At 71.3% G+C, this 13,083-nt stretch carries 1 protein-coding gene; it reads left to right on the top strand.

Annotated features, from left to right (window positions below):
* Positions 1 to 12: 12 nt before the first annotated feature.
* The coding region (locus ABZ321_RS57795; protein ID WP_354905549.1) for an amino acid adenylation domain-containing protein at positions 13 to 13,083 on the top strand (13,071 nt) is incomplete at its 3' end.

The raw sequence follows: 13,083 nt of genomic DNA, 5'->3' as shown, positions 1-13,083 counted from the left end.
GAGGTGCGGTTGGTGAACGGGTACGGGCCGACGGAGAACACGACGTTCACGGCGGTGCACTCGGTCCGGGCGCAGGACGTGGCGGATGGTGGCAGTGTGCCGATCGGTGCCCCGATTCGCGGTACTCAGGCGTATGTGTTGGATGAGCGGCTCATGCCGGTGCCGGTGGGTGTGGCCGGTGAGTTGTATGTGGCGGGTGCCGGTCTGGCGCGGGGATATGTCGGGCAGAGTGCGCTGACGGCGGAGCGGTTTGTCGCGCATCCGTTCGATGACGGTGGCCGGTTGTACCGCACGGGCGATGTCGTGCGTTGGACCGGCGAGGGTGTCCTGGCGTTCGTGGGTCGTGGTGACGAGCAGGTGAAGATCCGCGGCTTCCGGGTCGAACCGGGCGAGGTCGAGGCGGCGCTGACCGCGCATCCGCAGGTGGCGCAGGCGGCGGTGATCGCCCGGGAGGACACGACCGGCGACAAGCGCCTCGTCGCCTACGTGGTCCCCGTTGATGGCGAGGGCGACGACCTGCCGGCCGCGCTGCACGGGTTCGCTGCTGATCGGCTGCCCGATTACATGGTGCCGTCGGCTGTGGTGGTGTTGGCCGGGCTGCCGTTGACCGCCAACGGGAAGCTGGACCGGCGGGCGCTGCCGGCGCCTGACTTCGCGGCGGCGGCCGGTGCGGGCCGTGCCCCGGCCAGTGTGCGTGAGGAGCTGCTGTGTCTTGCGTTCGCGGAGGTTCTCGGCTTGGACGCGGTCGGGGTCGATGACGACTTCTTCAGCCTTGGCGGGCATTCCCTGCTCGCGGTGCGGCTGATGAGCCGGGTCCGGGCCGTGTTCGGTGTGGAACTGTCGTTGCGGACGCTGTTCGAGGCCCCGACCGTGGCCGGGCTGGCCACGCACCTGCCCGGCGCGCAGCATGCCCGTTCCGCGCTGGTGGCGTGGCAGCGTCCGGACCGGCTGCCGCTGTCGTTCGCCCAGCAACGGTTGTGGTTCATCGGGCAGCTCGAAGGCCCGAGCGCCCTCTACAACATCCCGCTGGTCCTGGGCCTGCCCGGCCATGTCGACCCGGCCGCGCTGGGTGCCGCACTACGCGACGTCATCGGCCGCCACGAGGTCCTGCGCACCGTGTTCCCGATCGCGGACGGCCGGCCGTACCAGAAGACCATCCCGGCCGACCAGTTGGACTGGCGCCTTCACCTCGGTGGGACGGCATCTGCGCAGGCCGTCTCGGCCGCCACCCAGTACGCGTTCGACCTCGCGGCCGAGGTGCCGATCCGGGCTTCGCTGTTCACCGGCGACCACGGCGAACGGGTCCTGGTCCTGGTGGTGCACCACATCGCCGCGGACGGCTGGTCGATGCGCCCCCTCGCCACGGACCTGTCGACGGCGTACCGGGCCCGGCTGGACGGCCGGGCCGCGACGTGGGCGCCGCTGCCGGTGCAGTACGCCGACTACGCCCTGTGGCAGCGTGACCTGCTCGGCGACGAACAGGACCCGGACAGCCTGATCTCCCGTCAGGTCGCCTACTGGCGGCAGGCCCTGGCCGGCGCACCCGAGGAACTGGCCCTGCCGACCGATCGGCGCCGCCCGGCGGTCGCCGGCCACCATGGACATATCGTGCCTGTGGCCGTGCCCGCGGACCTGCACGCCCGTCTCCTTGAGGTCGCCCGGACGCATGGCGTCACAGTGTTCATGCTCTTGCAGGGCGCCCTGGCCGTGCTGCTGTCCAAGCTGGGCGCCGGCACCGACATCCCGATCGGTGCCGCTATCGCGGGCCGAACCGACCAGGCACTGGACGAGCTTGTCGGGTTCTTCGTCAACACCCTCGTCATCCGCACCGACCTGTCGGGTGACCCGACGTTCGCCGAGTTGCTGGGCCGGGTCCGGGAAACGTCACTGGCCGGTTTCGAACACCAGGACGTCCCGTTCGAACGCCTCGTCGAAGAACTGTCACCGGCCCGGTCCCTGGCCCGCAACCCACTGTTCCAGGTCATGCTCACCGTCCAGAACAACGCCGACGCCGTCCTCGACCTGCCCGGCACGCGTGCCGGCGGCCCGGCGCCCCGACCGACGGCGGCGCCGGCGGCGGTCACCTCGTCAGCGCGGTTCGACCTGGACCTGACGGTGGCCGAGGTGCTCGACGCCACCGGCGCCGCGGCGGGGCTGGCCGGCGCGCTGATCGGCTCGGCCGACCTGTTCGACGCCGACACCGTGGCGTCGATCGCCCGGCGGTGGCTGCGGGTACTCGAGGCCGTGCTGGCCGCACCGTCCGCACCGATCTCCGGGGTCGGCGTACTGGACGCAGCGGAGCGGGATCTGGTTCTGTCGACCTGGAACGACACGGCGGCCGACGTCCCGGCGGCGACGTTGCCGGACCTGTTCGCGGCTCAGGTCGCGCGCACGCCGGACGCCCCGGCGCTGGTGTTCGAGGGTGAGTCGGTTTCCTACGCGGAGCTGGACGGCCGGGCGAACGGCCTCGCGCGGGTGCTGATCGACCGTGGTGTGGTCGCGGACTCGGTGGTGGGTGTGCGCCTGCCCCGCGGCATCGACATGGTCGTGGCGCTGCTGGCGGTGCACAAGGCCGGCGGCGCGTATCTGCCGATCGACCCGGATCTGCCGGCCGAGCGGATCGCGTTCATGGTCGCGGACGCGGGTGCGGTATGCGTGCTGTCGGAGGGTCCGTTCACCGAAACGGCCACGGCTCCCGAGGTCGTGGTGGTGCCGGGTCAGGCGGCGTATGTCATCTACACGTCGGGTTCGACCGGCCTGCCGAAGGGCGTCGTGGTGTCGCACGAGGGCATCGTGAACCGCCTGGTGTGGATGCAGTCGCGGTTCGGTCTGCGGCCGGGTGATCGGGTGTTGCAGAAGACGCCGTTCGGGTTTGACGTGTCGGTGTGGGAGTTGTTCTGGCCGTTGATTCAGGGCGCCACGATGGTGATCGCCCGCCCGGGCGGTCACCGCGACCCTGCTTATGTCGCGGAGCTGATCCGTGCTGAGCGGGTGGACACCGTCCACTTCGTGCCGTCGATGTTGGAGGCGTTTCTGGCGACGCCCCAGGCGGCTGAGTGTGGCGGGCTGCGGCGGGTGGTGTGCTCTGGCGAGGCGCTTGGCTCGGCGGTGCGTGACCGGTTCTTCGAGATCCTTCCGGGTGTCGGGTTGTTCAACTTGTATGGTCCGACCGAGGCGTCGGTGGACGTGACCGCATGCGAGGTTCCGGCGGAGGGTCCGGTGCCGATCGGTCGTCCGGTGTTCAACACCCGCGTCTACGTCCTCGACGACCGGTTGGCGCCGGTGCCGGCGGGGGTGGCCGGCGAGCTGTACCTGGCGGGCGTGCAGCTGGCCCGCGGGTATGTGGGCCGGGCGGGGTTGACGGCCGACCGGTTCGTGGCCGACCCGTTCTCCAGCGCCGGCGGTCGGTTGTACCGCACCGGCGACGTGGTTCAGTGGGACGGCAACGGAAACCTGATGTATCTCGGCCGCGTCGACGGCCAGGTGAAGATCCGTGGGTTCCGGATCGAACCCGGCGAGATCGAAGCCATTCTGGCCACCCACCCGCAGGTCATCCAGGTCGTGGTCATCGCCCGTGAGGACACCACCGGGGACAAGCGTCTGGTGGCGTACGTGGTCGGTGCCGTCGACAGCGCGGTGCTGCGGGAGCACGCCGCGGAGCGGCTGCCTGAGTACATGGTCCCGTCGGCCGTCGTGGTCCTCGACGAGCTGCCGTTGACGCGCAACGGCAAGCTCGACCGCAAGGCACTGCCCGCGCCGGACTTCGCGTCGGCGGCGGGAGCCGGGCGAGCCCCGGCGAGCGCGCGGGAAGAGCTGCTGTGCCAGGCCTTCGCCGACGTGCTGGGTCTGGACGTTGTCGGGGTCGACGACGACTTCTTCGCGCTCGGAGGGCACTCGCTCCTCGCCGTGCGTCTCGTGGAGTGGCTGCGGGTGCGGGGCGTGTCGGTTTCGGTGCGCCGGATGTTCGAGGCGCCCACCCCGGCCGGGCTGGCGGCGGCCGCGGGCACCGCGGCGGTCGAGGTGCCGCCGAACCTGATTCCCGCCGGCGCGCAGGAGATCACCCCGGACATGTTGCCGCTGGTCGAGCTGACCGAGGCCGAGATCCGGACCGTCATCGGCACGGTGGACGGCGGGGCGGCCAACGTCGCCGACATCTACCCGCTCGCACCGCTGCAGGAAGGCATCCTGTTCCACCACCTCCTCGCCGATGGCGGCGACGACGTGTACGTCAACGCGTTCGGCCTGGAGTTCGCCGACCGCGGCCACCTCGACCAGTTCGCCGGGGCACTGCAGCACGTGGTCGACCGCCACGACGTGTTCCGCACGTCGGTGGCATGGGTGGGCCTGCGCGAACCGGTACAGGTCGTGTGGCGTTCGGCGCCGCTGCCGGTGACCGAGATGCGCCTGCCCGACGACACCGGGAACGCGATGGCGGACCTGGTGTCCGCGGTGGGCCTGTCGATGGACCTGGGCCGGGCCCCGCTGCTCGACATGCATGTCGCCGCGGTCGGCGAGGGTCGATGGCTGGGGTTGGTGCGGGTGCACCATCTGGTGCAGGACCACACGGCGTTGGAGGTGATGGTCGGCGAGATCGAGGCGGTGCTGGCCGGTCGGGCGGACAGTTTGCCGGCGCCGTTGCCGTTCCGGGATTTCGTGGCGCAGGCCCGGGCCGGGCTGGCCGGCGGCGAGCACGAGGCGTTCTTCCGGGAGCTGCTGGCCGGCGTGGACGAGCCGACGGTCGCATTCGGTGTGAGCGACGTCCGCGGCGACGGCCTGGAGCTCGTTCGTGCCAGTTGGGGCGTCGACGCAGGCGTGGCGGCGCGGCTGCGGGACGTGTCGCGCCGGCACGGTGTCAGCGCGGCGACGGTGATGCATGTGGCGTGGTCGCGGGTGCTGTCGGTGGTGTCGGGCCGCGACGACGTGGTGTTCGGCACCGTGCTCTTCGGCCGGATGAACGCCGGTGCCGGAGCGGACCGGGTGCCGGGCCTGTTCATGAACACGCTGCCGGTACGGGTTCCGACCACAGGCCTGGACGTCGTGACCGCGGTGACCGCCATGCGCGGCCAGCTGGGCCGCCTGCTGGAGCACGAGCACGCCCCGCTGGTGCTGGCCCAGCGCGCGAGCGAGGTCGCCGCTGACCTTCCGCTGTTCGCCACGCTGCTCAACTACCGGCACAACAGCACGGTGGAGAGCCGGGACGAGGCACAAGAGGCGGCGGTCGAGGGCGTCCGGACCGTGTATTCGCGCGAGGGATCCAACTACCCGGTGACCGTGTCGATCGACGACGACGGCACCGCGCTCGGCGTGACCGTGGACGCCGTCGCCCCGATCGACCCCGCCGAAGTGGTCGCAATGGTGCACACGGCGGTCGGCCATGTGGTCGCGGCGCTGGAGAACGCCCTCGACGAGGATGGGTCACCGACGCTGGTGTCCGACATCAGCGTCCTGGACGAGGCGGGCCTGGACCGCGTGGTGCGCGGCTGGAACGACACAGCGGTCGAAGTGCCGGCGGGCACGCTGCCGGGCCTCTTCGGGGAACAGGTGGCGCGGGCACCGGAAGCGGCGGCGGTGGTGTTCGAGGGCGACACCGTCTCGTACGGCGAGGTGGACGCGCGCGCGAACCGCTTGGCGCGGTGGCTGATCGGCCGTGGAGTAGGTGCGGAGTCCGTCGTGGCGGTCGCGATGCTGCGGTCGGTGGACCTGATCGTCGGCCTGCTGGGAGTGCTGAAGGCCGGCGCGGCGTTCCTGCCGATCGACCCGGAACTGCCGGCCGAGCGCGCACTCTTCATGATCGCGGATGCGGGGGCGGCCTGTGTGGTGACCGACGACGTGTCGGCCGGCATGCTGCCCGGGTTCGGCGTGCCGGTGGTGAACGTCGCCGATGTGTCGGGTCTGCCCGGCGACGATCCGGGTGTACGGGTGTTGCCGGAGCAGGCGGCGTACGTCATCTACACGTCGGGGTCCACGGGCGTCCCGAAGGGTGTGGTGATGTCGCATGCGGGAATCGTGAACTCGTTCCGGTGGCTGCTGGGCGAGTACGGGTTGAAGGCGCCGAGCCGGGTGATGCAGAAGACCCCGATCAGCTTCGACGTGTCGGTGTGGGACCTGTTCTGGCCCCTCGTCCAGGGCGCGACGATGGTCCTGGCGCGGCCCGGCGGCCACCGCGAGCCGGGATATCTGGTGGACCTGGTCCGGCGGGAGCGGGTCGACTCGCTGCACTTCGTGCCATCGATGCTGCAGGCGTTCCTGGCCGAGCCGGGCGCGGCCGAGTGCGTGTCGCTGCGGCAGGTCCTCAGCGGCGGTGAGGCGTTGACCGAGGCCCTGCGGGACAAGTTCTACGAGGTCCTGCCGGGGGCGCGGCTGCACAACACGTACGGCCCGACGGAGGCGGCGGTCACCACGTCGACGGGTGACTGTGGCCCCGACGGTGGCGTGGTGACGATCGGCCCGCCGATGATCAACGTGCGGGCGTACGTGGTGGACTCCCGGCTGCGCCCCGTCCCGGCCGGGGTGGCCGGCGAGTTGTACCTGGCCGGGGCCCAGCTGGCCCGCGGTTACACCGGCCGCGCCGCACTGACCGCGGAACGGTTCGTGGCCGACCCGTTCGACGAGGGCGGCCGGCTGTACCGGACCGGTGACGTGGTCCGGTGGACGACCGACGGCGAACTCGTGTACGTGGGCCGGGTCGACGAACAGGTGAAGATCCGCGGGTTCCGGATCGAACCCGGCGAGATCGAAGCCGTCCTCGCCACACACCCCGAGGTGGCCCGGGTCGCCGTGATCGCCCGCGAGGACAGCCCTGGGGACAAGCGCCTGGTGGCGTACGTGGTGGGAGCCGTCGACGGTCCGGGGGTGCGTGCGTATGCCGCCGAGCGGTTGCCGGAGTACATGGTGCCCTCCGCCACGGTGATCCTGGAAGCGCTGCCGCTGACGTCCAACGGCAAACTGGACCGCAAAGCCCTGCCGGCCCCTGACCTCACGTCGACCGCCGGTGCGGGACGCGGCCCGGCCAACATCCGGGAAGAGCTCCTCTGCCAGGCCTTCGCCGAGGTCCTCGACCTGAACACGGTCGGCGTCGACGACGACTTCTTCGCCCTCGGCGGCCACTCCCTGCTCGCCGTGCGGCTGTTGAGCCGGGCGCGGTCGGTGTTCGGCGTCGAGTTGCCGTTGCGGGCGTTGTTCGAGGCGTCGACGCCCGCGCGGCTGGCCGTTCGCGTGCCCGGGGCCGAGCCGGCACGGTCCGCCCTGGTGCCGTGGGTGCGCCCGGAACGGCTGCCGTTGTCGTTCGCGCAGCAGCGGTTGTGGTTCATCCAGCAGCTGGAGGGCCCGAGCGCGACCTACAACCTCCCGATCGTGCTGGGCCTTTCCGGCGCGGTCGACGCGACGGCGCTGAGTGCCGCGTTCCGCGACGTGATGGGCCGGCACGAGGTGTTGCGTACGGTGTTCGCGGTCGCCGACGGTCAGCCGTACCAGCGGGTGACCCCGCTGGAGGACCTGGACTGGCAGCTGCACCTGGTCGACGTCGCGCCGGCGGAACTGCCCGCGGCCGTGGCCGCGGCGACCGGGTACACGTTCGATCTGGCCGCCGAGGCACCGATCCGGGCGACGCTGTTCGCCGGTGAGAGCGGCGAACGGGTACTCGTCATGGTGCTGCACCACATCGCCGGTGACGGCTGGTCGATGCGGTCACTGGCGGCGGACATGTCGGCGGCGTACGCCGCCCGCAGCGCCGGGCGCCCGCCCGGGTGGACGCCGCTGCCGGTGCAGTACGCGGACTACACGCTGTGGCAGCGCGACCTGCTCGGCGACCGGAACGACCCGGAGAGCCTGATGTCCCGGCAGGTCGCCTACTGGCGGCAGGCCCTCGCCGGTGCGCCGGAGGAACTGGCGCTTCCGTATGACCGGCCCCGCCCGGCGGCCAGCAGCTACCGCGGGCACGGCGCGCCGTTCCAGATCCCGGCGCAGACGCACGCGCGGCTGGTCGAGGTGGCCCGGGCCAACGGCGTGACAGTCTTCATGCTGTCGCAGGCCCTGTTCGGTGTCGTCCTGTCGAAACTGGGCGCCGGGACCGACATTCCGATCGGGACGGTGGTCGCCGGCCGCACCGACGAGGGTCTGGACGATCTTGTCGGCTTCTTCGTCAACACCCTCGTCATGCGAACGGACCTGTCGGGTGACCCGACATTCGCCGAGCTGCTGGGCCGGGTGCGGGAGGCCGGACTGTCCGCGCTGGGCAGCCAGGAGGTGCCGTTCGAGCTGCTGGTCGAGGAGCTGGCGCCGGCCCGGTCGCTGGCCCGGCACCCGCTGTTCCAGGTGATGCTGACCGTCGAGAACAACGCCGGCGCGGTGCTGGACCTGTCCGGCGTCCAGATCGGCGGGCCGGCCGTGCCGACCGAGGCGGGCACCGCGGTGGTGCCGCCGGCGAAGTTCGACCTGGACCTGACCGTGGCCGAGGTGTTCGGCCCCGGCGGTGACCCGGCGGGGTTGCAGGGTCTGTTGATCGGCTCGGTGGACCTGTTCGACGCGGAGACCGTCGTCACGATGGCGGCGCGGGTGGTGCGGGCACTGGACGTCGTGCTGGCCGACCCGTCGCTGCCGCTGTCGGCCGTGCGGGTGCTGGACGACGCCGAACTGGACCGCGTGGTCGTCGAGTGGAACGACACGGCGGTCGACGCGCCGCCCGCGTCGCTGCCGGAGCTGTTCGCGGCGAACGTGGCACGCACGCCGGACGCGGTGGCCGTGGTGTTCGAGGGCACGTCGGTGAGCTACGCCGACCTGGACGCCCGCTCGGACCGGGTGGCCGCGCGTCTCCAGGCGCTCGGCGCCGGCCCCGAGTCGGTGGTCGCGGTGCGCCTGCCGCGCGGGCTCGACCTGGTCGTCGCGGTGCTCGGCGTGGTGAAGGCGGGCGCCGCGTACCTGCCGGTCGATCCGGACCTCCCGGAGGACCGGGTGGCGTTCATGCTCGCGGACGCCGGCGTGGTGCACGTACTGTCCGATGTGGACGTTCCTGACGCCGCCCGCCCGGACGTGGTGGTGCCGCCGGAGAGTCCGGCCTACGTGATCTACACCTCGGGGTCGACCGGCACGCCCAAGGGTGTCATGGTGACGCACGCGGCCGTGGTGAACACGCTGCGGTGGCTGGTGGCCGGGTACGGCCTGAACCGGTCGGAGCGGACGCTGTTCAAGGCACCGGTCGGGTTCGACGTGGCCGTGGAGGAGCTGTTCCTGCCGCTCGTGCTCGGCGCCACGATGGTGGTCGCCCGCCCGGACGGTCACCGCGAGCCGAGGTACCTCTCGAACCTGATCCAGCAGCAGCGGGTGACCGTGGCGGAGTTCGTGCCGTCGCTGCTGCAGGCGATGCTTGACGAGCCGTCCACCGTCGAGTGCCGGTCCCTGCGGTACGTGCTCAGCGGCGGCGAGGAACTGACCGCCGCGACCCGCGACCGGTTCTTCCGCGTGCTGCCGGACGCCCGGCTGTACAACACGTACGGGCCGACCGAAACGGCCGTCACCGCGACGTCGTGGGAGTGTGCCGCCGGCGACACGGACACATCGGTGCCGATCGGCCGTCCGCTGGCCAACGTCCGGGCGTATGTGCTCGACGACCGGCTGGCGCCTGTCCCGGCGGGCGTGGCCGGCGAGCTGTATGTGGCCGGTGCGGGTCTGGCGCGTGGATATGTGGGCCGGGCCGGCCTGACCTCCGAGCGGTTCGTCGCCGACCCGTTCGGCGACGGTGACCGGTTGTACCGGACCGGAGACCTGGTGCGGTGGACGTCGTCCGGCCATCTGGTGTTCCTGGGCCGCGCCGACGAGCAGGTGAAGCTGCGCGGGTTCCGGATCGAGCTGGGCGAGATCGAGGCCGTGCTCGCCGCCCACGACCGGGTGACCCAGGCCGCGGTGGTCGCCCGGGAAGACACCGCCGGGGACAAGCGACTGGTCGCCTACGTCGTCGGAGCCGTCGACGGCGCGGTGCTGCGGGAGTACGCCGCCCGGCGGCTGCCGGAGTACATGGTGCCCGCGGCCGTCGTGTCGCTCGAGGCGCTGCCGCTGACACGCAACGGCAAACTGGACCGCAAAGCGCTGCCGGCTCCGGATTTCGCCGCGACCGCCGGGGCCGGCCGTGCCCCGGCGAACGCGCGCGAAGAGTTGCTGTGCCAGGCCTTCGCCGACGTGCTGGGTCTGGACGTCGTCGGGGTCGACGACGACTTCTTCGCGCTCGGCGGGCACTCGTTGCTGGCGGTCCGGTTGGTGGAGTGGCTGCGGGTGCACGGCGTACCGGTGTCGGTGCGGGCATTGTTCGTGTCACCGACCCCGGCCGGGCTGGCCGCCGCGGCCGGTGGCGCCGTGGTGGACGTCCCGGCGAACCTGATTCCCGCCGGCGCGCAGGACATCACCCCGCAGATGTTGCCGTTGGCCGAGCTGACCGAGGCCGAGATCGACGTGGTGGTCGGTTCGGTGCCGGGTGGTGCGCAGAACGTCGCCGACATCTACCCCCTCGCGCCGCTGCAGGAAGGCATCCTGTTCCACCACCTCCTCGCCGACGGCGGTCAGGACGTCTACGTCTCGCCGTTCGTGCTGGAGTTCGCCGACCGTGCCCGCCTCGACCAGTTCGCCGGCGCGTTGCAGCAGGTGATCGACCGCCACGACGTCTTCCGCACATCGGTGGTGTGGTCGGGTCTGCGTGAACCGGTGCAGGTGGTGTGGCGTTCGGCGCCGCTGCCGGTGACCGAGGTGAGCCTGCCGGACGACACGGCCGACGCGGTGGCGGAGCTCGTGTCGGTGGTCGGCCTGTCGATGGATCTTGGCCGGGCCCCGCTGCTGGACCTCCACGTCACCGAGGTCCGCGGGGGTCGGTGGTTGGGGTTGGTGCGGGTGCACCATCTGGTGCAGGACCACACGGCGTTGGAGGTGATGGTCGGCGAGATCGAGGCGGTGCTGGCCGGTCGGGCGGACAGTTTGCCGGCGCCGTTGCCGTTCCGGGATTTCGTGGCGCAGGCCCGGGCCGGGCTGGCCGGCGGCGAGCACGAGGCGTTCTTCCGGGAGCTGCTGGCCGGCGTGGACGAGCCGACGGTCGCATTCGGTGTGAGCGACGTCCGCGGCGACGGGTCGGAGCTGGTCCGGATCGGCGCCGACGTGGATCGGGCTGTGGCGGCGCGGCTGCGGGACGTGTCGCGCCGGCTCGGGGTGAGCGCGGCGACGGTGATGCACGTCGTGTGGTCGCGGGTGCTGTCGGTGGTGTCGGGCCGCGACGACGTGGTGTTCGGCACCGTCCTCTTCGGCCGGATGAACGCCGGTGCGGGCGCCGACCGGGTGCCGGGCCTGTTCATGAACACACTGCCTGTCCGGGTCCGTGCCGGGGACGTCGACGTCGTGGATGCGGTGACCGCCATGCGCGGCCAGCTGGGCCGCCTCCTGGAGCACGAACACGCGCCCCTCGCACTGGCCCAGCGGGTCAGCGGAGTCGCCGGCGATCTGCCGCTGTTCGCCACCCTGTTCAACTACCGGCACAACACCGCCGTCGACTACCGGGACGACGCGGAACAGGCAGGGGGCCACGGCGCGGTCGAGGGCGTCCGGACCGTGTACTCGCGCGAAGGCACCAACTACCCGGTGAGCGTGTCGATCGACGACGACGGCACCCGGCTCGGCGTGACCGTGGACGCGGTCGGCCCGATCGACGCCTCCGAAGTGGCCGCGATGGTGCACACCGCGACCGGGCAACTGGTGTCGGCCTTGGAACACGCTCTGGCCGGCGGGGTGCGTACGCGCCTGTCGGAGATCGGTGTTCTCAACCCCGGCGAGCTCGACCGTGTCCTGCACGAGTGGAACGGCACGGCGGCCGACGTCCCGGTGGCGACGTTGCCGGCTCTGTTCGCCGAGCAGGTGGCGCGCACGCCGGATGCGCCGGCGTTGGTGTTCGAGGGTGAGTCGTTGTCGTATGCGGAGCTGGAGGGTCGGGCGAACGGTCTGGCGCGTCTGCTGGTCGAGCGTGGTGTGGTCGTGGATTCGGTGGTGGGGGTTTCGCTGCCGCGTGGTTTCGACTTGGTGGTGGCGTTGTTGGCGGTGCTCAAGGCTGGTGGTGCGTATCTGCCGATCGACCCTGATCTGCCGGCGGAGCGGGTCGCGTTCATGGTGGCGGATGCGGGTGCGGTGTGTGTGTTGTCGGAGGGTCCGTTCACAGAAACGGCCGCGGCTGCGGATGTTGTGGTTGTGCCGGGTCAGGCGGCGTACGTCATCTACACGTCGGGTTCGACCGGTCTGCCGAAGGGCGTCGCGGTCACCCACGAAGGCATCGTGAACCGCCTCGTGTGGATGCAGGCGCAGTTCGGTCTGCGCCCAGGTGATCGGGTGTTGCAGAAGACGCCGTTCGGGTTCGACGTGTCGGTGTGGGAGCTGTTCTGGCCGTTGATCCAGGGCGCCGCCATGGTGATCGCCCGGCCGGGTGGTCATCGTGATCCTGGCTATGTCGCGGAGCTGATCCGTGCTGAGCGGGTGGACACGGTCCACTTTGTGCCGTCGATGTTGGAGGCGTTCCTGGCCGTGCCGGAAGCGGCTGAGTGCGGCGGGTTGCGGCGGGTGGTGTGTTCCGGTGAGGCGCTCGGCTCGGCGGTGCGTGACCGGTTCTTCGAGATCCTTCCGGGTGTCGGGTTGTTCAATTTGTACGGTCCGACCGAGGCGTCGGTGGATGTGACCGCATGTGAGGTTCCGGCGGAGGGTTCGGTGCCGATCGGCCGTCCGGTGTTCAACACCCGCGTCTACGTGCTCGACGACCGGTTGGCGCCGGTGCCGGTCGGGGTAGCGGGGGAGTTGTATCTGGCCGGTGTGCAACTCGCCCGCGGCTACGTCGGTCGGGCGGGGTTGACCGGTGAGCGGTTCGTCGCCGACCCGTTCGACGACGGTGGTCGGTTGTATCGCACCGGTGACGTGGTGCGGTGGGGCGGCGACGGCCAGCTGATGTACCTCGGTCGGGCAGACGACCAGGTGAAGGTCCGTGGGTTCCGGATCGAGCCGGGCGAGATCGAGGCCGTGATCGCCACCCACCCGCAGGTGAACCAGGTCGCGGTCATCGCCCGGGAGGACACG

This window comes from Dactylosporangium sp. NPDC006015, from assembly GCF_040614215.1.
Lineage (GTDB): Bacteria > Actinomycetota > Actinomycetes > Mycobacteriales > Micromonosporaceae > Dactylosporangium > Dactylosporangium maewongense.
The sequence above is the reverse complement of the archived record's forward strand: the minus strand, read 5'-3'. Positions and strand labels throughout refer to the sequence as shown.